Here is a 25,942-nt window from a genome sequence, read left to right on the forward strand (position 1 = left end):
TAGTACGTGAAGGGTGAAGGATCCATGGGGCAGGGGCGGGGTTGGGAGGGCGCGGTCCTCAAGCTGATGCGCGCGAAGGACTTCGAGTTCACCGTGACGGACGCCGAGGACGTGACCCCGCACTACCGGCGGCTGCGCCTGAGCGACGGCGGCATGCTGGCGGCGACCGGGGTCCACCCGACGATGTGGGTGCGGCTGTGGTTCGACAACGCGGGCCGGCCGCACCAGCGCGGGTACACGCTGGTCGACCCGGATCCGGCGGCCGGCACCTTCGCCATGGAGTTCGCCCTGCACGAGGGGTGCGCGAGCGACTGGGCGCGGGCGGCGAAGCCGGGTGACACGATCGAGGCGACGGTCCAGGGCACCGGCTTCGAGGTGCCGCGGCCCCTCCCCTCGCGTGTCTTCGCGGTCGCGGACCCGGCCTCCCTGCCCGCCCTCAACTCCCTGCTCGACGCGCTGGGCCCGGTGCCGGCGACCGTCTGGTTCGAGGGCGGCACCGACGACGGCCTGCCCTTCCGCACCGACCCGGAACGGCACGAGGTCCGCGCGGTCCCGCGCCGTGACGCGGGTGCGGGTCTGGTGGCCCGGGTGAAGGAGGAGCTGCCGGAACTGCTGGCGGCGGCCCCGGAGCCGTACGTCTGGATCGCCTGCGACACGGCGACCACGCGGGCGCTGGCCTCGTACGCGCGCAAGGAGCTGGGCGTGCCCAAGCAGCGGGTGAACGCGCTGGGGTACTGGCGCGCGACCTGAGCCCGTACGCGCGATCATCGTGACCATGGACGTCACACTTCACCTCGCCCAGGACCCCGAGGCCGACGAACTCCTCGGGCGCAGTCCGCTCGCCGCGCTGGTCGGCATGCTGCTGGACCAGCAGGTGCCGATGGAGTGGGCGTTCAAGGGCCCGTCGACCATCGCCCGGCGCATGGGGGCGGAGGACCTGGACGCGCACGACATCGCCGCGTACGACCCCGAGGCGTTCGCCGCGCTGCTCTCCGACAAGCCCGCCGTGCACCGCTACCCCGGTTCGATGGCGGGGCGGGTGCAGCAGCTGTGCCGGTACCTCGTCGAGACGTACGACGGTGACGCCGAGGGCGTCTGGCGCGGCGTGTCCACCGGCGGGGAGCTGCTGAGGCGGCTCCAGGAACTGCCGGGCTTCGGCAAGCAGAAGGCCCAGATCTTCCTCGCGCTGCTCGGCAAGCAGCTCGGCGTCCGTCCCGAGGGCTGGCGCGAGGCCGCGGGCGCGTACGGGGAGCCCGACTCCTTCCGCTCCGTCGCGGACATCAGGGGCCCGGAGTCCCTGACCAAGGTCCGCGCCCACAAACAGGAGATGAAGGCAGCGGCAAAGGCGGCGAAGCAGTAGCTGCGGGCACTCGTGCCTCCCCCAGTGCCCGAACGCCCTGGGAGGTACCCCCGGGGCGAAGGGGGTCCCCCCGCTCGGGCGAAGCCGAGAGCGGGGGAGGGTGGGCGCAGGCGGCACCCCGCAACGCCGGGCCACGCTCCCTGCCTGCACGCGCGCCGGTGGTCGTCAGCCCCGTGGCCTTCCCCGGTGGCGAAAACGCCCCCCGCGTCCCCAGCATGGGTCATGACCGAACCACCGACCGGCGCGCCCGGAGGGACCCCGTACGACGACCGCGGCGTACACGCCCGGCACGGGTCCGGAACCCACACCGCCCCCGGCTCCGCACGGCAGGAGCACGAGCCCGAACCGCCGTTCGAGGGCCCCCTGCACCTGCTCTCCCGCGCCGCCTGGCAGACCGTGCTGTTCACCGGCATCGCCTCGCTCGTCCTGGGCGTACTGGTCCTGGTCTGGCCCGGCGCCTCGCTGCTCGCCGCCGGCGTGCTCTTCGGCCTCTACCTCGTCATCAGCGGCATCCTGCAACTGGCCGCCGCCTTCGGCACCCACCGCAGGACGTCGCTGCGGGTGCTGGCCTTCATCAGCGGCGCGGTGTCGATCCTGCTGGGCCTGTTCTGCTTCCGCGGCCCGTTGCAGTCGGTGCTGCTGCTCGCGCTGTGGATCGGCATCGGCTGGCTGTTCCGCGGGGTCACACAGATCGTGGCCGCCGTGCACGACCCGGCGATGCCCGCGCGCGGCTGGCACGTCTTCCTCGGCGTCGTCACCGTCGTGGCCGGCATCGTCCTGATCGACTCGCCGGTCGAGTCGGCCACGGTCCTCATGCTGGTCGGCGGCTGGTGGCTGGTCGTCGTCGGCGTCGTCGAGATCGTCACGTCGGTGCGGCTGCGCGGCCGGGCCGGACAGGTTCCCCACAGCGTATGAGGCCCGTGAACGACGCCCGTCCGCCCGTGCCTACGCCGAGCGAGCGGTTCTCGCCCCCGGTGCGATGACCTGCGCACACCGGACGGGAACACCGGTGGGGTGAGACCCGCCCCGCACGCCGCCGCCCCCGTCCGTTCCGGACGCCCCGGCGCCCTGCTGCGGATCCTGGTCCTGCTGCTCGTCCTCGTCGTGCCCTGCACCCACCTGACGGTCCGGGCGGCGCCGGTCACGCCGGTGGCCGGTGCGGCCGGGGGAGCGGGCGGCACCGCGGGGGAGTACGACCACCTCGACACCGCGCTGCGCGGCCCCGGCCGCAGCGGCCGGCGTGCGGCCGCGGCCCGGCCCGCGCCGCCGTCCTTCACGCAGGGCCGCCACCGGGTGCCCCGGCGATTCGACGCCCGTACCGAGCGGGCCGCCGACCTCCCCCGCGGCCCGCGTTCCGTGGTCCTGCGCTGCTGACCGTGCCGGGCCGGCCCGACCGCCGGCCCTCCGCGAACACGGACCCGCACGCGAAGCACCAGGAACGAGGAACCGTCATGCCCCACGACCCCTACGCCGTCCTGCGCGCCCTCCTGCGCGCCGAGGCCGCCCGCCGCACCCCCAGGCCCGGCACCGCGCCGCAGGCACCCGGCGAACAGCGGCTCCCCGCGCGGGACCGGAGGCGCGGCTGACACACCGCACCCGGGGAGGGGAGGGGTGGCGCGGACGGGTCGCGTACGTCCGCGCCACCCCGGACCGGGATCCCACCGGCGTCGATCTCGCGAGGCTCCGGCGATTGGTCCCGTTTACGGCGTCTTTTCCAGCGCCGTACTCCGGCGCCATGGCTGCGCCCGCGACGCCCGGGCCGGTAGGCTTTCCGTGTGATCTTCAAGCGCATCGGAAACGGCCGGCCGTACCCCGACCACGGCCGGGAAAGCACCCGGCAGTGGGCGGACGTCGCTCCGCGCCCGGTCCGCCTCGATCAGCTCGTGACGACCAAGGGCCAGCTCGACCTGGAAACGCTCCTGGCCGAGGACTCCACCTTCTACGGCGACCTCTTCGCACACGTCGTGAAGTGGCAGGGCGACCTCTACCTGGAGGACGGACTGCACCGGGCGGTGCGGGCCGCGCTGCAACAGCGCCAGGTGCTGCACGCCCGCGTTCTCGAACTCGGCTGAGCGGGCCCCGGCCGCCTGCCGGTGAGGCCCGCTTGACCCTTTCGGGTTGCCTTTCCACCCGACTGCGGAACGTCGACTGATCATCTAATAGGCATCGCCGCTCCGGCGCACTACGCTGCGCCCATGAGCATGCTGACTCCTCCCGGCATGGGTGGCCAGTACAAGATCACGGGGGACAAGTACCCGCGGATGCGCCCGGCGCGGCGACGCGGCCGTGTGGTGGTCGCCGCCGTCGCCTCCGTCACCGTTCTCGGGGTGCTCGGCTGGGGCACGCTTCAGCTCATCGACGTCTTCACCGGCGGCGACAAGGCCTCGGCCGCCGGTGCCGCCGGCTGTGCCACCACCGCGAGGGCGAGCGCCTCGCCCGCCGCCGCGGTGCTGCCGAAGCCCGGCCGGGTCACCGTCAACGTGCTCAACGCGACCACCCGCAGCGGCCTCGCGCAGAAGACCGCCGACGAGCTGAAGAAACGCGGCTTCCGCGTGGGCGACGTGAGCAACGCACCCAAGGAGTACGACAAGAAGGTCGCCGGCGCGGGTGTCCTGCTCGGCCCGGCCGCCTCCGCGAAGACGTCGCTCACCGTGCTCGGGACCCAGCTCCCCGGCGCCGAGCACCGCACCGACCCGGCCCGCAAGGGCGCCGCCGTCGACCTGATCATCGGCAACGGCTTCAAGGGCCTGGCGAAGCCCGCGGACGCCGACGCGGCGCTGGCCAGGCTGACCGCGCCGCGGCCGACGCCCGCCGAGGAGAAGAAGAGCTGCTGAGCGGCGCGCCGGGGTCCTACTCGGCCGCCCCGTACATGCGGTCGCCCGCGTCGCCGAGGCCCGGGACGATGTAGCCCTGCTCGTTCAGCCGCTCGTCGACCGAGGCCGTCACGACCGTCACCGGGGTACCGGCCAGCTCGCGCTCCATGAGCTCCACGCCCTCGGGCGCGGCGAGCAGCACCACCGCCGTCACGTCGTCGGCGCCGCGCTTGATCAGCTCCCGGATGGACGCGACCAGGGTGCCGCCGGTGGCCAGCATGGGGTCCAGGACGTACACCTGGCGGCCGGACAGGTCGTCCGGCATGCGGGTGGCGTAGGTGGACGCCTCGAGCGTCTCCTCGTTGCGCACCATGCCGAGGAAGCCCACCTCGGCGGTCGGCAGCAGCCGGACCATGCCGTCGAGCATGCCGAGACCGGCCCGCAGGATCGGCACCACCAGCGGGCGCGGGTGGGAGAGCTTGACGCCGGTGGTCTGCGTGACCGGTGTCTGGATGTCGACCTGTTCGGTGCGCACGTCGCGCGTGGCCTCGTAGGCGAGGAGGGTGACCAGCTCGTCGGCGAGGCGGCGGAAGGTCGCGGAGTCGGTGCGCTGGTCGCGCAACGTGGTGAGCTTGTGGGCGACCAGGGGGTGGTCGACGACGTGGAGACGCATGCCCACCACAGTAACCGGGCCCCGTGGGCGCGGCGTCCCCGCGGCGGGGGCACGTCCCGCGACGGGCCTCCACCCGTTCGCGGGCGTCAAACCGCCCGACCGGGGGAAGGTGGGAGGGACGACACTGGGTGGTGAGGCTGTGCGCGACCGGGACTTCCACGACACGCCGTCCCCCGGCGCGGGCCGGGGAACCGGACGCGGGGCGAAGCCGGGCGCGGTGCCGGAGCGGCGGCCGGACGGCGTCGCACCGCGGGATCCCGAGGCGGAGCGCGAGGCCGAACGGCGGCGGCGCCGGGCCCAGTTCCTGCGCGACCTGGCGGAGGCCCGCCAGTTGCGGGACCGCGTGCAGCCGCGCCGCGCCAAGACCGCCCGGCTGCGGCACGCGATGCGCATGCGCACCTTCCGCTGGTAGCCCCGCCCCGGGGCCGGGAGCCCGCGCCCGGCAGACGGAGAACTTTCTGCGCCGGCCGGGGAAGATCGTGCGCCGCGCCGGGGTTGGTGGTGACGGACGTACCCGGGGACCGCGAGAATCCGCGTACGATCCGCACGTGGCGGCGACGAGAACGCTGCTGGGCGGCGGCCCGGAACACGAACCATCCGGGACGCCGGCCGGAACAGCCGGACACAGGGCGCCGAAGACGTCCCCTGAGTGCCTTGTTTCTGCCACGATTCCGAGTGGGTGGGGCTCGGAGCACCGCTCCCCCGCCCGTAACCTCCGCCGGGGGGATCCCCAACCGGCACCCCTAGGACCAGTGGGAGAGTCACGGTGTACTTCGCCGCACTGCTCGCGCGCACCGAAGACGGGTGGGAAGCGAGCGACACAGAGCTCGACGATGTGGAAACCCTGTCGGATCTCGCCGACCTGGCCCGGGAGGCCTCTCCCGACGAGGACACGGTGCTCGTGCTCATCGAGCAGGAGGACGCGTGGTTCGGAGTCGTCCGGGTGGACGGCGAGGAGGACCCCCGTATCTACGTCTCGGACGCGGCCGCGGCCGCCCGCAGCAGCTACGGCGAGATCCTCCTCACCGACGAACTGCTCGGCCGGGACCCCGGTGACGACGGCGACGACCTCGACGCCCTCGACCTCGACGGAACGGAGGACGGCGAGTCCGACGACGACGAGGACGGCGGCGACGGCTCCGACGCGTCCGCCGGCTCGGGCGAGGCCGTGCCGCACGGACCGGTCGGCGACGCCGAGGTCCTCGACGACCTCGGCGTGAGCGAGAAGGAGCTGCGCTCGATGTCCGGGGACGCGGTCGGGGAGATCGCCGAGGCCCTGGGCGCCCTCGATGTGCTGGAGACCGTCCGCTGACCGCGCCGGCCGAGGAGAATCCCGAGGACGCGCCGCCCGACCCGGTGCGCGACCGGTGGCGGGACGCGATGCGGCTCGCCCTGGCCGAGGCCGGGCGGGCCGCGGACGGCGGGGACGTGCCCGTCGGCGCCGTCGTGCTGGCGCCGGACGGCCGCACCGTGCTGTCCACGGGGCACAACGAACGCGAGGCCACCGGGGATCCGACGGCCCACGCCGAGGTCCTGGCCGTGCGGCGGGCCGCCGTGGAACTCGGCGAGTGGCGGCTGGCCGGCTGCACGCTCGTCGTCACCCTGGAGCCGTGCACGATGTGCGCGGGCGCGCTCGTGCAGTCCCGCGTGGACCGCGTGGTCTACGGCGCCCGCGACGACAAGGCGGGCGCGGCCGGGTCCCTGTGGGACCTGGTGCGCGACCGGCGGCTCAACCACCGTCCCGAGGTGATCGAGGGCGTGCTCGCGGACGACTGCGCCCGGCTGCTCACGGACTTCTTCCGCGACCGCTGACCCGCCCCGGGCGAAGACCCGGGCGACCGTCCGGACGGCTGCCCCGTCGGCCGTCCGGACGGCTGTTCGTCGGCCGCGATACCGATTTCTGAGCAGGCCGCCCCGTGCTGTAAGGTCTGTCTCGGTAGCGTGTCCGAGCGGCCGAAGGAGCTCGCCTCGAAAGCGAGTGTGGCGCAAGTCACCGAGGGTTCAAATCCCTCCGCTACCGCTTGGGAAGGGCCCCGTCGAAAGACGGGGCCCTTCGTGCGTCAGGGACGCCAGCCGTCCTTGACCCGCCCCTGCCTGACCTGGAAGGTGCCGCTGCACTTCCCGTCGTCGGGGTCGCCCCAGATCTTGATGGTGTCGACGTCGTTCGCCCAGGTGCCGCCGTTCGGGTGCGCGTAGTTGCCGAGGTTCACGGCGGTGTTCCGCGGGATGCAGATGTACGCGTCCGGAGAGGCGCCGGTGTCGAGCAGCCAGACGGAGTCGTCGTTGCGGGTGTTGACGACCGAGTCCGCCCGGTTCTGTCCGCCGCTCGGGATGTTCTGGTAGTAGGTGTCCTGGAAATAGCCGAACAGGTTGCGGGCGGAGTAGGCGCCGTCGTACAGACACACGCGGGGGTACGAGCAGTCGTACATGCTGCTGGCGGAGGCGGACGGGGCCGTCAGCAGGCCCGAGGTCGCGGCCAGTCCGGCGGTGAGCAGGGTCGCCGCCAGCTTTCTCTTCAGCGTCATGGGAACACTCCTGTGAGGTGGCACGAGCGGAGCCGGCCGCGGCGGCCGGCTCCGCAACGAGACTGCGGGACCGGCGGGACGGGCGGCCACAGCTGAGGCGGAAGTGACCTCGTCCCGGGACGTCCCACGTGCTGACCTATACAGATGTCACCCGCCGAGTCCGTGCGGCGGGACCGTGACGAGAGGGACGGCCGGTTCCTCGCCGGGGCGGAGCCCGCCGGTGCGCGGTCGCCTCAGGGCGGTCGCATGCTCTGGGCCACTCCTTGACGGCTGATGCAGAATGAGGCCGATCGATGCACGGGGGCCGGGCCGGCGGTCCGGAACGCGGTGGGGGGAAGCGTGTCGCGCTGGAAGGAACTGCCCGCGGGATTACCCGCACCGGTCCACCAACTGATCGTGCGACTGCGCGGGCTGAAGGACCGCAGCGAACTCGGCACGCGGCAGCTGTCGGCGAGGACCGGGTACAGCGCGAAGTCGTGGCAGAGATATCTGAACGGCAGGACCCTGCCGCCGCGGGAGGCCGTCGAGGCGCTGTGCCGCGTCGGCGGTGACGACCCGACCCGGCTGCTGGCCCTGCACGAGATCGCGGCGCAACACTGGGCGGAGGGGCGGCCGGACGCCACCGAGCCGCCCGGGAGCCCGACCGCCGCACCGGAGCCCACTCGGGGGGAGCGGCAGCCGCACGGGCGGCTCCTGCGCACCGCGGTCATCGCGGGGGCCGTCGTGACGGTGCTGTCCGTCTCCGTGGCGCTCCTGCTCGCCGTGCGGCTCACCGAGGCCCGTGCCCAGCTCGCCCGCGAGCGCGGCGACACCGTCACGACCGCCCCGGCCACCGTGACGGAGTCCCTGGTGCCGGTCATCTACACCTGCCGGCTGGAGAGGACCGACGGCCGCTGGTACGCGGGGCTGAGCCGGACGACGGACGTCCTCCTGTCCAACACCCAGGTGGGACTCGAAGTGGCCGAGGCACAGTGCCTGCTGCGCCGGGCGGGCACCGCGCCGGGGGACATCGACGGCGTCTTCGGCCCGAAGACGCGGCGGGCGGTCGAGCGCATGCAGAAGCGGAGCGGGCTGATCGTGAACGGCGTCATCGACCCGCCCACCTGGAAGGCGCTGCGGAAGGCGGATCCGAAGTGACCCCGGAACACACCCGCCTGGTCGCGGCACTGCGGGAACTGCGGGCCGGTGCGGGGCTGAGCCTGGCAGCACTGGCGGAGCGGACGGCGTACAGCAAGTCCTCGTGGGAGCGCTACCTCAACGGGAAGAGCCTGCCCCCACGCCACGCCGTACGGGAACTGTGCCGGCTCGCGGACGAACCGGAGGGGCGGCCCCTGGCGCTGTGGGAGCTCGCCGAGTCGCACTGGGGCGGGCGCGCGACGACCGCCTCCGCACCCGTGTCCGCCCCCCACTCTCCGGCGGACGGGCCGCCGCCTCCGCGTCCGGAGGCACCACCGCCCGCGGGGACCGGGCGGCACCTGCGCAGGAGCAGGCTTCTGCTGCTGCTGGCATCGGCGTACACCGTGGTCGTCGGTGGGGTCGCGGCCCTGCTGTTCCTCCTGCTGCCGGACTCGGAGGCACCGGAGGACGAACCGCTGCCGGCCTCCGTCCCCTTCTCCCTCGCTCCCCTGTGCCACGGGGCAGCCTGCGAGGGCCGGGACCCGATGCGCCTGATCTGTGGCATCGGCCCCGACACCCTCGCGGCGTACCGCACGGCCACCGGCGCCCACGTCGAGCTGCGGCACAGCGAGAAGTGCGGTGCGAGCTGGGCCCGGACCTGGCGGACCGAGATCGGCGACCGGCTGGAGGTCACGGCAGGTGGCCCGACCCACAGCCTGCGCATCGGGAACGCGGACGAGGCGGCGACCTTCATGTACACCGAGATGACCGAGGCCACCCCCGGCGGCACCGTGCGGGCCTGCTTCCGGCCGGCGTCGGCCGACGGCGAACGGGAGTGCTTCGAGGCCCGTGTGGGCCCGGCCGCCGCCGCGAGCAGGACCCCTTCACCTGCCGCGTCGCCGGACTCCCACGGGTAACGCCCGAACCTCGCGGGTGTCGGCACCGGCGTCGGGGGTTTCGCGGGGTGACGACCTGCGCTTCGACGGCGGGGCGGGCCGCCGGGGCGCCGTGGCCGTACGCCCTGACCGCGCGGGCCGGGACCTCGTCGCCGCGGTGGGAGGTTCCGTTCCGGCGAACGGACCGTCGAAAGACGGGGCCCTTCGTGCGATCATGAGCGACCGAAAGACGTGGGTCGAAGGGACAGGGGAGGCCGCGGTGGCGGTGAACTCGAAGAAGATCGCCGTCTATGTGGTCGTGGTCTTCGTGCTGTACGTGATCATCACTGATCCGGCCAAGGCAGCCGACTACGTGCAGATAGGTTTCCAGGGCATATCCGACGCGGCGGGCGCCGTGGGCGACTTCATGACCTGGGCCGCCAACGGAGGAGAGTGATGATCCGCCATCTCGTGCTGTTCAGGCTGAACGACGGCGTCGAGCGCGACGACCCGCGCGTCGTGGAGGGCGTCGAGGCCTTCCGGGCGCTCGGCGGCCAGATCGAGGACCTCCGCTTCTGGGAGTGCGCCTGGAACATCAGCGACCGCCCCATCGCCTACGACTTCGCCATCAACTCGGCCGTGGACGACGCCGACGCCCTCAAGCGCTACCTCGAACACCCGGCGCACCAGGCGGGCGTCGCCCTGTGGCGGGAGTTCGCCACCTGGGTGATCGCCGACTACGAGTTCTAGTACGACCACAGGCCCGCAGGGCGCTCCGCCCCGTGCCCCCGGCCCCGCACCAGCCCGGTGCGGGGCCTTTCCGCGTTCACTCAACACGACGTTATGCGGTGCTTGCACACAGTGGACATGTCTTGTGATGCTATGACCGCTTTTGACGGATGAGTTGACGGAAGAGTTGACAGATCACGAGGTGGAGTTGACCGTGCCGGCCAGTACTGCGCCTCAAGCACCGCCCGCGCCGCCCGCCCAGGCCCAGGAGGCACCGGCGCCGCAGCGCAGCCGGGGCGCCGACACCCGGGCCCTGACCCAGGTGCTCTTCGGCCAGCTGAAGGACCTGACCCCGGGTACGCCGGAGCACGACCGGGTGCGCGCGGCGCTCATCGAGGCCAACCTCCCGCTGGTGCGCTACGCCGCCGCGCGCTTCCGCTCCCGCAACGAACCGATGGAGGACGTCGTCCAGGTCGGCACCATCGGGCTCATCAACGCCATCGACCGCTTCGACCCGGAACGGGGCGTGCAGTTCCCGACGTTCGCCATGCCGACCGTCGTCGGCGAGATCAAGCGGTACTTCCGCGACAACGTCCGCACGGTGCACGTGCCGCGCCGGCTGCACGAGCTGTGGGTGCAGGTCAACAGCGCCACCGAGGACCTGACCACCGCCTTCGGCCGTTCCCCGACCACCGCCGAGATCGCCGAGCGGCTGCGGATCACCGAGGAGGAGGTGCTGTCCTGCATCGAGGCGGGACGGTCGTACCACGCCACCTCGCTGGAGGCCGCCCAGGAGGGCGACGGGCTGCCCGGACTGCTCGACCGGCTCGGCTACGAGGACCCGGCGCTCGACGGGGTCGAGCACCGCGACCTGGTGCGCCACCTGCTCGTCCAGCTCCCCGAGCGGGAGCAGCGGATCCTGCTGCTGCGCTACTACAGCAACCTGACCCAGTCCCAGATCAGTGCGGAACTCGGCGTCTCCCAGATGCACGTCTCGCGGCTACTGGCGCGTAGTTTCCAGCGGTTGAGGTCCGCGAACCGGATCGACGCGTAAGCTCGGCGGGGACTCCGAGAGGGGTCGAAAGCGCGAGCGAGACGTCACCGGGGAGAGCGAATCGCTCACCAGGGCCGTTGCGGACGGAATCGGGCTGAAAGCCCATCAGACCCCCTGTTTCCAGGGGGTATTCGCATCTCGGATGTCGACATGTCACTACAGCGCGTTGCCGACATGTGACATTCTGCCGGAGACGCGTTTGCCGGGGCTTCGGCTCCGGTATTCAGGTGAAGGCTGCGTTCCCGGCGTGGGAGCGTGTGCCGCGACCGTCCCGCGACCCAAAGGGGGTGGCATGTCCGCAGAACAGGGCAGCTCGAAGGTGCTCGCGCTCGCGGAGAGCGAGACCGCGCCCGACTCGATCGAGGCGCTCGGCGCCGTCGAGCCCGTCGGCCCCGTCGGCTCCATCGACTCCGTCGGCACCGTCGACGGCGCTCAGGCCGGCGATGCCGTGCCGGACCTCGACGCCGTGCCGGCCCAGACCCTTCCGGCCACAGAGGCCACGGGGGCCATCGACACCCGCACCCTGTCCCGCTCCCTGTTCCTGCGGCTCGCCGCCCTCGACGCGGACAGCCCCGAGCGCGCCTACGTCCGGGACACCCTGATCGAGCTCAACCTCCCGCTGGTGCGCTACGCCGCCGCGCGCTTCCGCTCCCGCAACGAGCCGATGGAGGACATCGTCCAGGTCGGCACCATCGGCCTGATCAAGGCGATCGACCGCTTCGACTGCGAACGGGGCGTCGAGTTCCCCACGTTCGCCATGCCGACCGTCGTCGGCGAGATCAAGCGGTTCTTCCGCGACACCTCGTGGTCGGTGCGCGTCCCGCGCCGCCTCCAGGAGCTGCGCCTGGCCCTGACGAAGGCCAGCGACGAGCTCTCCCAGAAGCTGGACCGCTCCCCGACCGTCGGCGAGCTGGCCGCCGTGCTCGGCGTGTCCGAGGAGGACGTCGTCGACGGCCTCGCGGTGGGCAACGCCTACACCGCCTCCTCGCTGGACTCCCCGGCCCCGGAGGACGACGGCGGCGAGGGCTCGCTGGCGGACCGTCTGGGCTACGAGGACACCGCGCTGGAGGGCGTGGAGTACCGGGAGTCCCTCAAGCCGCTGCTGGCCAAGCTGCCGCCCCGGGAGCGGCGGATCATCATGCTGCGGTTCTTCGCCAACATGACCCAGTCGCAGATCGGCGAGGAGGTCGGCATCTCGCAGATGCACGTCTCCCGGCTGCTCACCCGGACCCTGTCCCAGCTGCGCGAGGGCCTCATCTCCGACTGAGCCCGCGCCGCGGGAGAGCCCGTACGACAGCACGGCGACCGCCGTGGCACCTCGGGGGTGCCGCGGCGGCCGCCTTCGTATGCGCCGGTACCGGCCGGAGGGCCCGGTGCCGGTTCTGTCCGCTGCCGGTTCTAGCCGAGCGCCAGCCAGGCCACGGCCGCGACGACGATCACGGCGGCCACGATGCCGACGATCAGGCCGACGCGGGGACCGGAGGAGGCGGCGGGGGCCGCCGCCTGCCGGCTCTGCGGGGCGTCGTCGACGAACGCGCGGAACATCTGGGTGCTGCCTGCGGGGTCGTTGGTGCCCTGGGGGCCCTGGGTGTTAGCCATGGGCCGAGACACTAGCGAATCCGCGGGTGCGGCCCAAGTGCGGGGCCGCCGAGTGCTCTTGACCCCGCTCACCCCCTATCACCTGCGCATTTACTTTCGCAATACTTGCCTTTGCCAACTTTTTATTCCGCACCGGCCGCTTTTGTTTGCCTGTAGCAACTAACGGAACTTATGGTTGCCCTAAGCAACGAATCGGGAGGTGCGTATGGCCGGGAAGGCGCAGTACGAGGAGCTGATCCGTCAGTTCAGCGCCTTCGGCGCCGTGAAGCGGGAGATGGGACGGATGCTGCCGTCCGACTGTCCCGGGGGAGCCGTCGCCGTACTGACCCTGCTCGGCCGGCACGGGGACATGCGCATGAGCAAGCTCGCGGAGCTGCTCGCGGTGGACATGTCCGTGACCAGCCGCCACGTCGCCCACGTCGCCGAGCGGGGCTGGATCGACCGCTCTCCCGACCCCGCGGACAAGCGCTCGCGCATCCTGCGCCTGACGCCCGCGGGGCAGGAGCAGCTCGACGAGATCGCCGAGCGGACCACTCAGCTGCTCGCCCACCGCCTGAGCGACTGGACCGACGACGAGGTCGGCCAGCTCTCCCGGCTCATGGCCCGCCTCAGGGCCAGCTTCGACGACTGCCGGGCCCCCGCGGCCCGGCCTCCCGCACTGTCCGGGGACGAACAGTCCACCCGTACACCCGCGATCACCATTCAGTAAAGGAAGTTCATGGCAACGACCACACCAGCCGGTGTGCGGGCTCATGCCAAGCACGGGGGAGGCTCCTCCGGAGACGCTCCGATGACGCACCGGCAGATCATGGAGGCACTGTCCGGGCTGCTGCTCGGCATGTTCTGCGCGATCCTGTCCTCGACCATCGTCACCAACGCGCTGCCCGAGATCATCGGGGACCTCGGCGGCGGCCAGAGCGCCTACACCTGGGTCGTCACGGCCTCGCTGCTCACGATGACCGCCTCGACCCCGCTGTGGGGCAAGCTCGCGGACCAGTTCAGCAAGAAGGCCCTGGTCCAGATAGCCCTGGTCGTCTTCGTCATCGGCTCCGTCGTGGCCGGTCTGGCGCAGAACCCCGCGATGCTGATCACCGCTCGGGCCATCCAGGGCCTGGGCGCCGGCGGTCTGTCCGCCCTGGCCCAGATCATCATGGCCGCGATGATCGCCCCGCGTGAGCGCGGACGCTACTCCGGCTACCTGGGCGCCACCTTCGCCGTCGCCACCGTCGGCGGCCCGCTGCTCGGCGGCGTCATCACCGACACCAGCTGGCTCGGCTGGCGCTGGTGCCTCTACGTCGGCGTGCCCTTCGCGATCCTCGCGCTGATCGTGCTCCAGAAGACGCTGCACCTGCCCGTGGTCAAGCGGAAGGTCAAGGTCGACTGGGCCGGCGCCTTCTTCGTCACCGCGGCCGTCTGCCTGCTGCTCGTCTGGGTCACCTTCGCCGACGACAAGTACTCCTGGATGTCCTGGCAGACCGGCGTCATGGTCGGCGGCGCGATCGTGCTGACGCTGATCTTCCTGCTCGTCGAGAGCAAGGCCAGCGAGCCGATCATCCCCCTGCGGCTGTTCAGGAACCGCACCATCACCCTGGCCTCGCTGGCCTCGCTGTTCGTCGGTATCGCGATGTTCGCGGGCACCGTCTACTTCAGCCAGTACTTCCAGCTGGCCCGGGACAAGTCCCCGACCATGTCGGGCGTCATGACCATCCCGATGATCGGCGGCCTGTTCGTCTCGTCCACGGTCTCCGGCATCGTCATCACCAAGACCGGCAAGTGGAAGCGCTGGCTGCTGGCCGGCGGCGTGCTGCTGACGGCGGGCCTGGGCCTGCTCAGCACCATGCGCTACGACACCCCGTACTGGCACATCGGCATCTTCATGGCGCTGATGGGTCTCGGCGTCGGCATGATGATGCAGAACCTGGTGCTCTGCACGCAGAACCAGGTGGACCCGGGCGACCTGGGCTCCGCGTCCTCCACGGTCACCTTCTTCCGGTCCCTCGGCGGCGCGGTGGGCGTCTCGGTGCTCGGCTCCATCATGTCGTCCCGGATCAGCCACTACGCCGCGGACACCATCGGGCAGCTCAGCCCGCAGGAGCAGGCGGCGGCCGCCAAGACCGCCGGCAGTGGCGCCATCCCCGACATGGACCTGCTGCCCCCCGGCATCCGCGAGTGGCTGGAGAGCGCCTACGGGCACGGCATCGCCGACATCTTCCTGTACGTCGCGCCGATCGCCCTGCTCGGCTTCCTGGTGACGCTGTTCATCAAGGAGGTCCCGCTGCGCACCAAGGGCGCCCTCGCCCAGGCGGCGGAGTCCTCGGCCGAGGCCGCCCCGCCGGTGGCGGGCACCCCCGCGGAGGCCGTCCGCGTCGCCGACGAGCCGGTTCCGGCCGGTGCGACGGCGGCCGTTTTGGCCACGCCGTCCGGCGACCCGCTCACCCCGGTCACCTCGGCCGTCTCGGACACCGCGGCCTCCCCGGCCGCCGGACCGGCCACCACCCAGCGGCTCGCCGCCGTCGCCACGGCGACCGGCTCCGGCGAACCGCAGGCGCCCGTCTCCGGCGGCATCGCGGTCCGCGGCTTCGTCCGCGGCGCCGAGTCCGCCCCGGTCCCGCAGGCGGCGGTCACGCTGATCTCGCTGGCCGGCCGCCAGCTCGGCCGGTCCGTCGCCCAGGCCGACGGCTCCTACGGCATCGACGCGCCGAGCGCCGGGTCGTACGTGCTGATCGCCTCCGCCGACGGCTTCCAGCCGCAGGCCTCCACCATCGTCGTCAACGACGAGCCGGTCGCCTACGACATCCTGCTCAGCGGCACCAGCGGGCTCACCGGCCTGGTGAAGGCCGTGGAGAGCGGGCTGCCGGTCAAGGACGCCATGGTGATCGTGACCGACGTGCGCGGCGACCTGCTGGCCAGCGCCACCACCGGTGAGGCGGGCGAGTTCGCCTTCACCGAGCTGGTGCCGGGCACGGTGACCGTCGCGGTCAACGCCGCCGGCTACCGGCCCCGCGCCCTGCCCCTGGAGGTCGGTGGCACCGGCGTCACCCGCGTCGAGGTCGACCTGCAGGCCGGGGCCCGGGTCCAGGGCGTCGTGCGGGCCCCGCACGGTCCGCTGGCCGACGCCCGGGTCACCCTGGTCGACGCGGCGGGCAACGTGGTCGGCACGGCCACCACCGGCTCGGACGGGGCGTACGCCTTCACCGACCTGGACGCCGGTGAGTACACCGTCATCGCGACCGGCTACCCGCCGGTGGCGACGGCCCTGACGGTCGCCGGCCCGGGTGCCGACGGCCACGACATCGAGCTCGCCCACCCCGGCGAGTAGCAGAACCCCGGCCCGTGGTGGCGTGCGCGCTCTGAGCGGAGGTGCGCCCGCCCACCACGGGCCGGTTTCTTTACGACCACTTTCTGAGCCTTTGCAGGGAGAAAACGGGATGGGACTGACCGCGAGGATCCGAACGCGGGACGGATGGGCCGTGTCGCACGCGGTCGTCACGGTGACCGACATGACCGGCGTCCAGGTACTGCGCGCCGAGGCGGACACCGAGGGGGCCGTGCGGGACACCACCCCGTTGACGCCGGGGGCGTACACCGTGATCGTCACCGCGGTCGGTTACGCGCCGGCCGCCTCCAGCGCGATCGTCACCGCGAGCGGCCGGGCCGAGGTCGGCACCGTGACGCTGGCCCGCCAGGGCGGCACGGAGCTGCCGCCGCCGGGGCCGTGGACGGTCGACCCGGCACACTCCAGCGTGGCCGCCGTCGCCCAGCACCTCGGCATCTCCAGCGTGCGCGGCCGGTTCACCGACTTCGCCGCCACCGTCGAGATCGCGCCGGACGACGTCACCAAGTCCCGGGTGGAGGCGGTGATCAAGGCGGCCTCCATCGACACGGGCAACGGCATGCGCGACACCCACCTGCGCTCGCCGGACTTCCTGGACGTCGAGCGGTTCCCGGAGATCACCTACCGCTCCACCGGCGTGAGCGAGGCCGGCCCGGACCGCTGGACCGTCCGCGGCGAGCTGGCTCTGCACGGGGTCGTCCGCGAGGTCGGCCTGGACCTGGCCTACCTCGGCACCGGCGCCGACCCCTGGGGCGGCACCCGGGCGGCCTTCCGCGCGACGACGGAGCTGCACCGCGAGGACTTCGCCATGAACTACAACCAGATCGTCCAGGCAGGCATCGCCGCCATCGGCACCACCCTCAGGGTCGAGCTGGACGTCCAGGCGGTCCAGGGGGAGTCACTTCCGGCCGTGTGAGGCACCGCCGGACGCCCGGGCCACCACCTGGGCGCACAGGTCCCGGAGCTTGACGTTCCGGTCCTGTGAGACGCGGCGCAGCCGCTCCATGGCCCGGTGGGCGTCGATGCGCTCCCGGGCCATGAGCATGCCGACCGCCTGGTCTATGACGCTGCGGGAGAGCAGGGCGGTGCGCACGTCGGCCGCGGAGGCCCGCTTCCGCTCGACGCGCAGGGCCTCGTTCACCGCGTCGGCGGCCCGCTCCGCGAAGGCGCGGGCCGCGTCCAGCCCATGGGCCAGCGAATCGGGCTCGAGGCCGTAGAGGTTGAGCGCGGCGCCCGTCTCCCCCTCGACGGCCAGCGGCAGCGCCAGCACGCAGCGCACGCCGGTGGCCAGCGCGTACTCGGTGTACGGGGGCCAGCGGTCCTCGGCGGCCAGGTCCGCGGAGTACTGCGCGTCGCCCGACTCGGCGGCGTCCACGCAGGGCCCCGAGCCGTTCTCGTACTGGCGCAGGTCCAGGCCGCGGGGCAGGCCGGTACTGCCCGCCAGCGTCATCAGCCGGTCGGCCCGGCGCACGGTGACCGAGCAGGCGTCGGCGCCCGGCACCTGCTGGACCGCCCGGTCGGTCAGGTCGCGCAGCAGGGTGTCCAGGCCCTGGGCGCGCGCGATGGCGTGATCAAGGGTCTTCGCGGCCGCGTCCGTGGCCGGGGCCGTGTCCGCGGCTGTGTCGACGGCCGTGGCCGTGTCGGGGGTCCGAGGGGTCATGACCGTACGGATGTCCCGTCAGCGCTCGGTCACGCCTCGGCCGCCCGGGGCGGAATGGGCGTCGACGATGCGGCGGGCCAGGTCGCGCAGTTTCACGTTCTCCCGCTGGGAGGCCTTCACCAGCGACTCGAAGGCCCCGGCCGCGTCGATGTCCAGACGCTCCATCAGGATGCCGGTGGCCTGGCCGATCAGGTCCCGGGTCCGCATCGCCTCGGTGAGCTGCTCGCGCACGGTCGCCGAGTCCAGGGCGAGGGAGACGTGCGCGGTGAACAGCCGCCCGATGCGGGCGGCGTCCTCGTCGAAGGCCTGCGGCTTGCGGGCGTACGCCGTCAGTACGGTCAGCCGGCGCCGGTCGGCGCGCAGCCGCAGGGACAGCGCCGAGCGCAGGCCGATCCCGGACAGGGCGTTGCCGCCGCCGTCGGCCTCGCTGTCGTCCGTGTGCACCACGGGCGTCGTCCACAGGCGCTCCCAGTCCGGGTGCGGGGTGTGGCCGCCCTGAACGCCCTGAACGCCCTGGCCGCCCTGGCCGCCCTGCCGGGGCTCGGCGGCGAACCGTACGGTCTCGTCGGTCCAGGCGAGGGTGCGCAGCCGGCCGCCCCGCTGGATCTCCGCGATGCCCGCGTGCTCGGCGTCGGGCAGCAGGCGTACGGCCAGGTGGACGGCGGTGTGCAGGGTGTCGCCGGGGCTGTTCGTCCCGTGCAGGTCCCGGGCCGCCGCCGTCAGGGCGTCGGCCAGCTCGAAGCCCACCGGAAAACGCGGCAAATCAGTAAATTCGGACGCAGCCACCACGAACCTCTTCGGCATGCGCGGCCTCACGGCCGTGCGCAGGAGAGCTCCGCAGCACATTCCCGACTGCGAGCACAGGACGAACAGCACTTTAGCTGCTTGGTTGCGTGCCGGTGACGCTCGGCCGACGGACCGGGCCGGCGGGCGACCGGGAACCTTTCGCGCCGCGGCCCGGCGTGGTGGAATGGGACCGGGTCAGGAAGCGGCCCGGCCGGAAGCCCGACGGACGTCTGTCAGGTGAGTGCTGTGACCTTCCATCCTCAGTCCCGTGAGCCGTACGAGCCCTGTGAGCCACCGGGCTGTGCCGTGCTCGCGATGCCCAGCGAGATCGACTTCTGCAACGCCTCGGGACTGCTGCCCCTGATCATGACCGCCGTGGAGCAGCGCTCCGACGCACTGCGCCTGCTCGTCCTGGACCTGTCCGGCACCCGTTTCATGGACTCCCAGGGCGTCCGCCTGATCGCCGCCGTACGCTGCCGCCTGCCCGACCGCACCCTGCTGCGCGTGGTGGCCGCCCCGGGCGTGGCGAGCCGCGTCCTGGAACTCTCCGGCCTGCGCCGCGACGTGCCGGTGCACGACAACCTCGCGGAGGCACTGCACGCGGAGAGCGGGACGGCGGCCTAGGGGGTGCCGTCCCGATCGGGCCGGCTCCAGGCAACGGCGCCTTGCGGCTGAGCCGAGCGGGGGCGACGGCGTGCCAGGCCCCGCGACCGCGGCAGGATCCAGACGGCAGCCCTAGGCTGGCGGCATGGCACCGAGCATCGCGACGAACACCCGCGTTTCCCTGGACGAGTTGCTGGACTTCGTACGCCCCCGGCACCGGGCGATCCTGCTGACCCGGCGGGCCGACGGCAGCCCCCAGGGGTCACCGCTGACCTGCGGGGTCGACGACTCCGGCCGGATCGTCGTCTCGACGTACCCCGAACGGGCCAAGACCCGCAACGCGCGCCGCGACGCCCGGGTCAGCCTCATCGTGCTCAGCGACGAGTGGAACGGCCCGTGGGTCCAGATCGACGGCACCGCCGAGGTCGTCGACTCCCCGGAGTCCGTGGAGCCGCTCGTGGAGTACTTCCGCAACATCTCCGGCGAGCACCCCGACTGGGACGAGTACCGGCAGGCCATGGTCAAGCAGGGCAAGTCCATCATCCGGGTGACCCCGCAGAAGTGGGGACCGGTGGCGACGGGCGGCTTCCCGGCCCGGCTGGCGGCGGACGACTGAGGGCGGCCCCGGCCCGGGGGTGGCCGGGAATCGCCGGCCCCGTGGGCGGCCGGCTCCGGGTCAGCCCCGTTCCACCATCGCGTCGATGCCCGCGACGAGCAGGTCGAGGGCAAACTCGAAGTCCCGGTCCAGCATCTCCGCGACGGTGTCGCCGCCCCGGGCCGCCATGATGTCCCGGGCGTCCTCGATGACGCCCCCGGTGTCCGGCATCTCGGTCACCGCGCTCATGGAGTCCTGGAAGTACTCGTCCGGGCTCAGCCCGGTGTCCGCCACCCGCGCGAGGAAGCGGCCCTCGATGGTGCCGTAGCCGTAGACGAACTGGAAGACGGCGGCGATGGCGCCGGTCAGGCGGTACGCGGGCAGTCCGCTGCGGCGCACGACGTTCTGCACCGACCGGGAGAAGGCCAGCGAGTGCGGCCCGATGTTGAGGTAGGTGCCGACCAGCGGGGACGACCAGGGGTGGCGCCCCAGCAGCGCCCGGTTCTCCCGGGCCAGGGCGCGCAGCTCCTCGCGCCAGTCGAGACCGGCGTCCGGGTCGGGGTGGCGCAGCTCGCCGAACACGGCGTCCAGGGCGAGTTCGAGCAGCTCGTCCTTGGTGTCGACGTACCAGTAGACGGACATCGCGGTGACGTTCAGCTCGGCGGCCAGGCGGCGCATGGAGAACCCCGCCAGTCCCTCGGCGTCCAGCAGCCGGACGGTGACCCGGATGATCCGGTCCCGGTCGAGCCCGGAGGGCTGTGCCGCGCGCCGCCCGCTGCGCCGTCCCTCCCCGTTCAGCCACACACTGGCCCGTGGCCCCTGCCGCCCTGCCTTCGCCATGCGCACCTACCTCGCTCTCACCCTCACGGGTCATGCTAGGCGCCCGCTCAGGGGCACGGGGCGTGACCGCAAGCGGCTCCGCCGCGCGGGCGCGACCAGCCACAACGGCGCCGCAGCCGCACGTCTTCGCCGCCGTCCGGGCTCTCAGGCGCCGACTCGCTCCGCCCTCCGCAGCAACACCGCCGCCACCGCACCGCCCAGCAACACCGCCACCGCCCCCACCAACTGGCTGCTCTCCACGCCGGAGGAGAACGCGTCGAGGACCCGCCCCCGCTCCCCCTCCCCCCGTGCCGAGGCCAGCGCCGCAGGGAGCGACGCCGCCGCGACGGGCGTCAGCGCCGCGAACCGAGAGGTCAGCACCGCGCCCAGCACGGCCACGCCCAGGCCGTTGCCGAACTCCGCCAGCGTGCCGTTGACCCCGGCGCCGACCCCTGCTTTGGCCGGCGGGATCGCGCTCATCAGCGCGTGGGCCATCGCCGGGTTGCCGAGCGCGCACCCCACACCGATCAGCAGCAGCCCCAGCAGGGTGCCCGCGTATCCCTGCCCGGTCAGCGTCGCGACGGCCACCAGGCCCGCCGACATCAGCACCATGCTGAGCAGCACCGCCACCGGCGTGCCGAGCCTGGCCAGCCACTTCGCCGCCACGCCGGAGAAGTTCAGCAGCACCACCGTCAGCGCCAGCGGCGCGGTCCGCAGCCCGGCCTCCAGCGGGCCGTACCCGAGGACGAACTGGAGGTGCTGGGTGAGCAGGAACAGCGCCCCGCCCATCCCGAAGGTGATCAGCACGAGACCGGCCACCGCGCCGGTGAACCGCTGGTCGCGGAAGAAGGTGAGGTCGAGCATCGGGTACGGGACGCGGCTCTCCCAGTGGGCGAAGAGGGCGAGTACTCCGACGGCTACGGCGGCCGTGGCCAGGACCCGGCCCGACGTCCAGCCGTACTCGGGGCCGGAGATGATCGCGTAGACCAGTGCGGCCATGCCGATCGTGGACAGGACGGCGCCGAGCAGGTCGGGGCGGTCGCCCTGCCGGTTCTTCGACTCCGGGACCAGGGTCACGACGGCGACCAGCCCGAGGGCCACCACCGGCAGGTTGATCAGGAAGATCGCTCCCCACCAGAAGTGGTCGAGGACGAAGTCGCCGATCAGCGGCCCGCAGGCGAAGCCGAGCGCGCTGACCGCGCTCCAGACACCGATCGCCTTCGCGTGCTCGGCGGGCGCGAAGATCTGCATGACCACGGCGAGCGTGGTGGTCAGCAGCAGGGCACCGCCGACGCCCATGCCGGCCCGCGCCGCGATCAACTGGCCGGTGGTGTCCGCGAGTCCGGCCGCCAGTGAGCCGACGCCGAACAGGGCGAGGCCGGTGGCCAGCATCTTCCTGCGGCCGATGGGGGTCCCCCCGCGCCCTTAAGGCGTGGGGGAGGTCGGCCGCGCTGCCGGCGGTGAGCAGCAGGCCGGACTGGACGAGCGAGTAGGCGTTGATCATCCACTGGATGTCCGAGGTGGCCGCGCCCAGCTCGTCGGTGAGCGAGGGGATGGCCACGTTCAGCACGGTGTTGTCCAGGACCACCGTCAGCTGGGCGAGGCTGATGACACCGAGGATCAGCCAGCGCTGCGGGTGGCCCTGGACCGGGGGCGCGGGTTCCCGTTCCCGGTCCTTGGCGGATTCCTGGGGCGACGTCGTCATGCTGTACAGCGTATAGGAGACTCCTATACGCTGTACAACGGTTTCGCGTCCGGGACGGCGGTCAGGCCGTCGGCGACGTCAGGTCGTAGAAGGTGGCCGAGCCGACCGTCACCTCCTTGAAATTGGCCTCGACCCACGAGGTGATCCGGGACGCGGTACCGGAGTCGCCGCCCATGCCACCCCCCGCGCCGCCACCGATGAAGTAGTGGATCCGGCCGTCAGCCACGTACTTCTTGAACTGGGCCGGCGTCGGCGACGGGTCGGTGCCGTTGAAGCCGCCGATCGCCATCACCGGGTCGCCGGTGCCGAGCTGGTAGCTCGCGGCGTTCTGGGAGCCGACCGAGGCGGCAACCCAGGTGTAGGCGTCGGCGTCGGTCTCCAGCAGCTTCTTCGCCTCGTCGCCGACCTCGGCGCCGTTGAGCAGGCCGCCCATGCCGCCGCCGCCCGCGCCCATGCGGCCGCCTTCGCCGGACGGGCCGCCGGCCGGACCGCCGTTCTGGCGGTTCTGGCCGTTGGGCGTCTGACCGTTGGGCGTCTGGCCGTTCTGGCCGGTGCCTCCGGCGCCCGGGGCGGTGCCGCCACCGGGGAAGCCGCCGGGGCCGCCCTGCCCCTGGTTCTGCCCCTGGCCCTGACCGGGCGCGTTCCCGCCGCCCGGGAAGCCGCCGCCCCCGGGGCCGCCGTCCCCACCGCCGCCGCCGGGACCGCCGCCCCGCATGCTCGCGCCGGACGGGCCGGCCGTGACGATGGAGCCGCTGTGCCCCTCCCGCAGGGTGCTCAGCGTGTACGCGGTGGGCGCGGCCAGCGACGCCACGAGGCCGAGGCCCGCCGCCGCGAGGGCGGTCCGCCGGCCCAGCCGGCCGGCGAAGACCAGCCCGAGCGCGGCGACCAGGCCGCCGGCCAGGACCGGCACCTTCAGCCAGGGCAGGTAGTCGGGCGTGCGGTCGAGCAGGACGTAGCCCCAGGCCGCGCTCGCCGTGACGGCGGCGGCGAGGGCGAGCGACGCCCAGATACGTTCCCGCCGCTCCCACAGCGTCGCCGCGCCCATGCCGACGACCGCCGCCAGGTACGGCGCGAGGGCCACCGTGTAGTACTGGTGGAAGATGCCGGCCATGTAGCTGAAGACGGCCGCGGTCATCAGCAGCGACCCGCCCCAGACCAGGAAGGACCCGCGCACCGTGTCCGTGCGGCCGGCGAGGCGCGTGGCGACCAGGCCCGCGACGAGGAGGATCAGGGCGGCCGGGAGCAGCCAGGAGATCTGGCCGCCGATCTCGGAGTTGAACATCCGGTCCCAGCCGGTCTCGCCCCACTGCCCGCCGCTCCCGCCGCCGGGACCGCCCCCGCCGCCGACGCTGCCGGTCTCCTCGCCGTTGAGGCGGCCGAGGCCGTTGTAGCCGAAGGTCAGCTCCAGGAAGCTGTTGTGCTGCGAGCCGCCGATGTACGGCCGGGACGACGCCGGCCACAGCTCCACGACCGCGACCCACCAGCCACCGGAGACGACGATCGCGGCGGTCGCCAGCGCGAGCTGCCCGAGGCGTTTTCCGAGCCGGACCGGGGCGCAGACGCCGTAGACGAGGGCGAGCGCGGGCAGGATCAGGAAGGCCTGGAGGGTCTTCGCCAGGAACGCGAGGCCGATCGCGGCGCCCGCCCACACCAGCCACCTGGTCCGGCCGTCCTCCAGCGCCCGTACGACGAGGTAGCAGGCGACGGACATCAGCAGGGCGAGGAGCGCGTCCGGGTTGTTGAAGCGGAACATCAGCGCGGCGACGGGCGTGAGCGCGAGGACGGCACCCGCGATCAGCCCGGCCGCGGGGCCGAACCGGCGGCGCACGGCCGCGTACACGACGGCGACGGTGGCCACCCCCATCAGCACCTCGGGGACGAGGACCGACCAGGAGGAGAGGCCGAACATCCGCACCGCCATCGCCATCGGCCACAGCGCGGCCGGGGGTTTGTCGACGGTGATGGCGTTGCCCGCGTCCAGCGAGCCGAAGAAGAACGCCTTCCAGGACTGGCTGCCCGCCTGCACGGCCGCCGAGTAGAAGGAGTTGGCGTAGCCGGAGGCGCTCAGGTTGTAGAGGTAGAGGACGGCGGTGGCCAGCAGGAGGCCGAGGAAGGCGGGGCGCACCCAGCGAGGGTCCTCGGGGCGGCCGCGCCACAGCCGGCCGAACCCGGGCCGCCGGCTCCGGCGGTGGGCGGACGGCACCCCGGACGGCGGCCCGGACGGCGGCCCTCCGTCCTCGTCGGCGGGCGTGGGCGTGCGGTCGGTGCGCATGCGCGCGAGCGGGTCGTGGTGCGTCGTCATCGGGCGTTCCTCGGGTCGGTGCCGGCGGGGCGTACGGGCACGGGGGCCGTGGAGTCTGTAGGAGCCGTGGCGGCCGTAGGAGCCGTGGAGTCCGTAGGAGCCGCAGGGGCCGTAGGAGCCGCGGGGGCCGTAGGAACCGCGGGGGCCGTAGGGGCCGTGTCCGGGAAGACCCAGGCGCGGAAGAGCAGGAAGCGCAGCACGGTGGCGGCGAGGTTGGCGGCGATCAGCACCGCCAGCTCGGTGGAGTGGTCCGGGTCGGCCGTCGCCGCGCTCAGGGCGGCGAGCGAACCGCTGGTCAGCGCGAGGCCGATGCCGAAGACCACCAGGCCCTGCGCCTGGTGCCGCACGGCGCCGCCCCGGCCCCGTACCCCGAAGGTGAGCCTCCGGTTGGCGGCGGTGTTGGCGACCGCCGAGACCAGCAGGGCGAGCGCGTTGGCGGACTGGGAGCCGGCGAAGTGGCGGAAGCCGCTGTAGAGGACGAGGTAGAACAGGGTGGACAGGGCGCCGACGACGCAGAAGCCGACGAGCTGCCGGGCCAGCCCCTGCGGCACGCCGGTCAGGTCGCGGTCGCGCGGGTCGTCGCCGAAGGGGCGGACCAGCCGGTCCAGCGGCAGCGAACCGGTGGCGAGTGCCCTGCCGACCCGCCACACGCCCTTGAGGTCGTCGGTCGCCGTCCGCACGAGTTGCACGGTCGAGTCCGGGTCGTCGACCCAGTCGACCGGCACCTCGTGGATCCGGCACCCGGCGCGCTCGGCGAGCACCAGCATCTCGGTGTCGAAGAACCAGCCGGTGTCCTCCACCAGCGGCAGCAGCACCCGGGCCACGTCCCTGCGGATCGCCTTGAAACCGCACTGGGCGTCGGAGAAGCGGGCCTGGAGGGAGCCGCGCAGGATGAGGTTGTAGCCGCGGGAGATGAACTCCCGCTTGGCGCCGCGCACCACCCGCGAACTGCGGGCGAGCCGGGAGCCGATCGCGAGGTCCGAGTGGCCCGAGATCAGCGGCGCCACCAGCGGCAGCAGCGCGTTCAGGTCGGTGGAGAGGTCGACGTCCATGTAGGCCAGGACCGGGGCGTCCGAGGCCGACCAGACGGCCCCGAGGGCCCGGCCGCGCCCCTTCTGCTCCAGCCGGACCGACCGGACCGCCGCGAGGTCGGCCGCCAGCCGGGCCGCGGCCTGCGGGGTGCCGTCCGTGGAGGCGTTGTCGGCGACCGTGATGCGGAAGGCGTAGGGGAACGTACGGGAGAGGTGCTCGTGCAGTCTCAGGACGCACGGTCCCAGGTCCTTCTCCTCGTTGTAGACGGGGATCACCACGTCCAGGACAGGCGTCCCGGCTGCCGCGGCCGGGAGGTGCTCCCGCGCCGGCAGGGAGCCGGGAGAAGAGTCGGTTCGCATGGG

29 protein-coding genes, 1 tRNA gene and 1 pseudogene are annotated in these 25,942 nt (G+C 72.9%); 22 read left to right on the forward strand and 9 right to left on the reverse strand.

What is annotated here, in order from left to right; all coding sequences use genetic code 11:
- Positions 1-24 precede the first annotated feature (24 nt).
- From Sco07f_RS05555 to Sco07f_RS05580, 7 genes are all read left to right on the forward strand, one after another.
- Positions 25-750, forward strand: coding sequence for a siderophore-interacting protein (locus Sco07f_RS05555; RefSeq protein ID WP_007451116.1), 726 nt, complete (start codon positions 25-27; stop codon positions 748-750).
- A gap of 25 nt (positions 751-775) precedes the next feature.
- Positions 776-1,360, forward strand: a complete 585-nt coding sequence (locus Sco07f_RS05560; RefSeq protein ID WP_007451117.1) for an HhH-GPD-type base excision DNA repair protein — start codon at positions 776-778, stop codon at positions 1,358-1,360.
- A gap of 222 nt (positions 1,361-1,582) precedes the next feature.
- Positions 1,583-2,275, forward strand: coding sequence for an HdeD family acid-resistance protein (locus tag Sco07f_RS05565; protein WP_108987146.1), 693 nt, complete (start codon positions 1,583-1,585; stop codon positions 2,273-2,275).
- Positions 2,276-2,374: 99 nt separating this feature from the next.
- Positions 2,375-2,734 carry a hypothetical protein gene (locus Sco07f_RS05570; protein WP_108987147.1) on the forward strand — a complete coding sequence of 120 codons (360 nt, stop codon included), beginning with the start codon at positions 2,375-2,377 and terminating at the stop codon, positions 2,732-2,734.
- Positions 2,735-2,811: 77 nt separating this feature from the next.
- Positions 2,812-2,946, forward strand: a complete 135-nt coding sequence (locus tag Sco07f_RS41070) for a hypothetical protein (RefSeq protein WP_007451182.1) — start codon at positions 2,812-2,814, stop codon at positions 2,944-2,946.
- A gap of 189 nt (positions 2,947-3,135) precedes the next feature.
- Positions 3,136-3,432: a type II toxin-antitoxin system VapB family antitoxin gene (locus Sco07f_RS05575; RefSeq protein WP_003955420.1), complete on the forward strand. Its 297-nt coding sequence runs from the start codon at positions 3,136-3,138 to the stop codon at positions 3,430-3,432.
- A 147-nt stretch (positions 3,433-3,579) separates the two neighbouring features.
- Positions 3,580-4,194 carry a LytR C-terminal domain-containing protein gene (locus Sco07f_RS05580; protein ID WP_087790344.1) on the forward strand — a complete coding sequence of 205 codons (615 nt, stop codon included), beginning with the start codon at positions 3,580-3,582 and terminating at the stop codon, positions 4,192-4,194.
- Between the two features lie 16 nt (positions 4,195-4,210).
- Here Sco07f_RS05580 and upp read toward each other — a convergent pair whose 3' ends face one another.
- Positions 4,211-4,846 carry a uracil phosphoribosyltransferase gene (gene upp / locus Sco07f_RS05585; RefSeq protein ID WP_007451175.1) on the reverse strand — a complete coding sequence of 212 codons (636 nt, stop codon included), beginning with the start codon at positions 4,844-4,846 and terminating at the stop codon, positions 4,211-4,213.
- Positions 4,847-4,985: 139 nt separating this feature from the next.
- Here upp and Sco07f_RS40045 point away from each other — a divergent pair, with 139 nt between their 5' ends.
- The 4 genes from Sco07f_RS40045 (at position 4,986) to Sco07f_RS05605 (ending at position 6,866) form a co-directional block, all read left to right on the forward strand.
- Positions 4,986-5,258 carry a hypothetical protein gene (locus tag Sco07f_RS40045; protein WP_161337081.1) on the forward strand — a complete coding sequence of 91 codons (273 nt, stop codon included), beginning with the start codon at positions 4,986-4,988 and terminating at the stop codon, positions 5,256-5,258.
- A gap of 354 nt (positions 5,259-5,612) precedes the next feature.
- The gene (locus Sco07f_RS05595) at positions 5,613-6,158 is read left to right on the forward strand and encodes a tRNA adenosine deaminase-associated protein (protein WP_007451186.1); all 546 of its coding nucleotides are present in this window, start codon (positions 5,613-5,615) and stop codon (positions 6,156-6,158) included.
- 68 nt (positions 6,159-6,226) lie between these two features.
- Positions 6,227-6,658: a tRNA adenosine(34) deaminase TadA gene (tadA, locus tag Sco07f_RS05600; RefSeq protein ID WP_063789706.1), complete on the forward strand. Its 432-nt coding sequence runs from the start codon at positions 6,227-6,229 to the stop codon at positions 6,656-6,658.
- Between the two features lie 123 nt (positions 6,659-6,781).
- Positions 6,782-6,866: transfer RNA gene (locus Sco07f_RS05605), tRNA-Ser, on the forward strand.
- 40 nt (positions 6,867-6,906) lie between these two features.
- Here Sco07f_RS05605 and Sco07f_RS05610 read toward each other — a convergent pair.
- A complete protein-coding gene (locus Sco07f_RS05610) occupies positions 6,907-7,371 on the reverse strand; it encodes a hypothetical protein (RefSeq protein WP_007451178.1) in 465 nt (154 codons plus the stop codon).
- Positions 7,372-7,710: 339 nt separating this feature from the next.
- Here Sco07f_RS05610 and Sco07f_RS05615 point away from each other — a divergent pair, with 339 nt between their 5' ends.
- From Sco07f_RS05615 to Sco07f_RS05640, 6 genes are all read left to right on the forward strand, one after another.
- A complete protein-coding gene (locus Sco07f_RS05615) occupies positions 7,711-8,508 on the forward strand; it encodes a peptidoglycan-binding protein (RefSeq protein ID WP_167468030.1) in 798 nt (265 codons plus the stop codon).
- Positions 8,505-9,404 carry a helix-turn-helix domain-containing protein gene (locus Sco07f_RS05620; RefSeq protein ID WP_108987149.1) on the forward strand — a complete coding sequence of 300 codons (900 nt, stop codon included), beginning with the start codon at positions 8,505-8,507 and terminating at the stop codon, positions 9,402-9,404. The genes Sco07f_RS05615 and Sco07f_RS05620 overlap by 4 nt, the downstream gene beginning before the upstream one ends.
- Positions 9,405-9,597: 193 nt before the next feature.
- Positions 9,598-9,819, forward strand: a complete 222-nt coding sequence (locus Sco07f_RS05625; RefSeq protein WP_164142732.1) for a hypothetical protein — start codon at positions 9,598-9,600, stop codon at positions 9,817-9,819.
- Positions 9,819-10,112 (forward strand): Dabb family protein, encoded by a 294-nt coding sequence (locus Sco07f_RS05630; protein WP_007451196.1) that lies wholly within the window; start codon positions 9,819-9,821, stop codon positions 10,110-10,112. The genes Sco07f_RS05625 and Sco07f_RS05630 overlap by 1 nt, the downstream gene beginning before the upstream one ends.
- Positions 10,113-10,305: 193 nt before the next feature.
- The gene (locus Sco07f_RS05635; protein WP_007451197.1) at positions 10,306-11,145 is read left to right on the forward strand and encodes an RNA polymerase sigma factor SigF; all 840 of its coding nucleotides are present in this window, start codon (positions 10,306-10,308) and stop codon (positions 11,143-11,145) included.
- Between the two features lie 292 nt (positions 11,146-11,437).
- The gene (locus Sco07f_RS05640) at positions 11,438-12,412 is read left to right on the forward strand and encodes an RNA polymerase sigma factor SigF (RefSeq protein ID WP_054102921.1); all 975 of its coding nucleotides are present in this window, start codon (positions 11,438-11,440) and stop codon (positions 12,410-12,412) included.
- Positions 12,413-12,543: 131 nt separating this feature from the next.
- On the opposite strand, the gene Sco07f_RS05645 is transcribed toward Sco07f_RS05640, so the two are convergent.
- Positions 12,544-12,744 (reverse strand): hypothetical protein, encoded by a 201-nt coding sequence (locus tag Sco07f_RS05645; protein WP_007451180.1) that lies wholly within the window; start codon positions 12,742-12,744, stop codon positions 12,544-12,546.
- Between the two features lie 205 nt (positions 12,745-12,949).
- Between Sco07f_RS05645 and Sco07f_RS05650 the strand changes: the two genes are divergently transcribed.
- The 3 genes from Sco07f_RS05650 to Sco07f_RS05660 all read left to right on the forward strand — a co-directional run bounded on the left by Sco07f_RS05650 (position 12,950) and on the right by Sco07f_RS05660 (position 16,994).
- Positions 12,950-13,453 carry a MarR family winged helix-turn-helix transcriptional regulator gene (locus tag Sco07f_RS05650; protein WP_007451201.1) on the forward strand — a complete coding sequence of 168 codons (504 nt, stop codon included), beginning with the start codon at positions 12,950-12,952 and terminating at the stop codon, positions 13,451-13,453.
- 81 nt (positions 13,454-13,534) lie between these two features.
- Complete coding sequence (locus Sco07f_RS05655) at positions 13,535-16,063, forward strand: MFS transporter (RefSeq protein ID WP_501207501.1); 2,529 nt, start codon at positions 13,535-13,537, stop codon at positions 16,061-16,063.
- A gap of 109 nt (positions 16,064-16,172) precedes the next feature.
- Positions 16,173-16,994 carry a YceI family protein gene (locus tag Sco07f_RS05660; protein ID WP_108987151.1) on the forward strand — a complete coding sequence of 274 codons (822 nt, stop codon included), beginning with the start codon at positions 16,173-16,175 and terminating at the stop codon, positions 16,992-16,994.
- Here Sco07f_RS05660 and Sco07f_RS05665 read toward each other — a convergent pair.
- Both Sco07f_RS05665 and Sco07f_RS05670 read right to left on the reverse strand, forming a co-directional pair.
- The gene (locus tag Sco07f_RS05665) at positions 16,977-17,738 is read right to left on the reverse strand and encodes a GAF and ANTAR domain-containing protein (RefSeq protein ID WP_108987152.1); all 762 of its coding nucleotides are present in this window, start codon (positions 17,736-17,738) and stop codon (positions 16,977-16,979) included. The two genes, Sco07f_RS05660 and Sco07f_RS05665, sit on opposite strands and share 18 nt — an antisense overlap.
- 18 nt (positions 17,739-17,756) lie before the next feature.
- Positions 17,757-18,542 carry an ANTAR domain-containing protein gene (locus Sco07f_RS05670; RefSeq protein ID WP_167468031.1) on the reverse strand — a complete coding sequence of 262 codons (786 nt, stop codon included), beginning with the start codon at positions 18,540-18,542 and terminating at the stop codon, positions 17,757-17,759.
- Positions 18,543-18,770: 228 nt separating this feature from the next.
- On the opposite strand from Sco07f_RS05670, the gene Sco07f_RS05675 reads away from it, so the two are divergent.
- Together Sco07f_RS05675 and Sco07f_RS05680 are read left to right on the forward strand one after the other, a co-directional pair.
- Positions 18,771-19,148 (forward strand): STAS domain-containing protein, encoded by a 378-nt coding sequence (locus Sco07f_RS05675; protein ID WP_108987154.1) that lies wholly within the window; start codon positions 18,771-18,773, stop codon positions 19,146-19,148.
- Positions 19,149-19,272: 124 nt separating this feature from the next.
- Positions 19,273-19,743 carry a PPOX class F420-dependent oxidoreductase gene (locus Sco07f_RS05680; protein WP_007451368.1) on the forward strand — a complete coding sequence of 157 codons (471 nt, stop codon included), beginning with the start codon at positions 19,273-19,275 and terminating at the stop codon, positions 19,741-19,743.
- 60 nt (positions 19,744-19,803) lie between these two features.
- Here the strand turns inward: Sco07f_RS05680 and Sco07f_RS05685 are convergent, their stop codons facing one another.
- The 4 genes and pseudogenes from Sco07f_RS05685 to Sco07f_RS05700 all read right to left on the reverse strand — a co-directional run bounded on the left by Sco07f_RS05685 (position 19,804) and on the right by Sco07f_RS05700 (position 25,939).
- Positions 19,804-20,562 (reverse strand): TetR/AcrR family transcriptional regulator, encoded by a 759-nt coding sequence (locus tag Sco07f_RS05685; protein ID WP_007451354.1) that lies wholly within the window; start codon positions 20,560-20,562, stop codon positions 19,804-19,806.
- Positions 20,563-20,706: 144 nt separating this feature from the next.
- Positions 20,707-22,246: pseudogene (locus Sco07f_RS05690) on the reverse strand (MFS transporter).
- A gap of 61 nt (positions 22,247-22,307) precedes the next feature.
- Positions 22,308-24,548 (reverse strand): ArnT family glycosyltransferase, encoded by a 2,241-nt coding sequence (locus Sco07f_RS05695; RefSeq protein ID WP_108987155.1) that lies wholly within the window; start codon positions 24,546-24,548, stop codon positions 22,308-22,310.
- Positions 24,545-25,939 carry a bifunctional glycosyltransferase family 2/GtrA family protein gene (locus Sco07f_RS05700; RefSeq protein ID WP_108987156.1) on the reverse strand — a complete coding sequence of 465 codons (1,395 nt, stop codon included), beginning with the start codon at positions 25,937-25,939 and terminating at the stop codon, positions 24,545-24,547. Before Sco07f_RS05700 ends, Sco07f_RS05695 begins: the two co-directional genes overlap by 4 nt.
- Between the last annotated feature and the right edge of the window lie 3 nt (positions 25,940-25,942).

It is taken from the genome of Streptomyces coelicoflavus, assembly GCF_003112555.1.
Taxonomy (GTDB): domain Bacteria; phylum Actinomycetota; class Actinomycetes; order Streptomycetales; family Streptomycetaceae; genus Streptomyces; species Streptomyces coelicoflavus.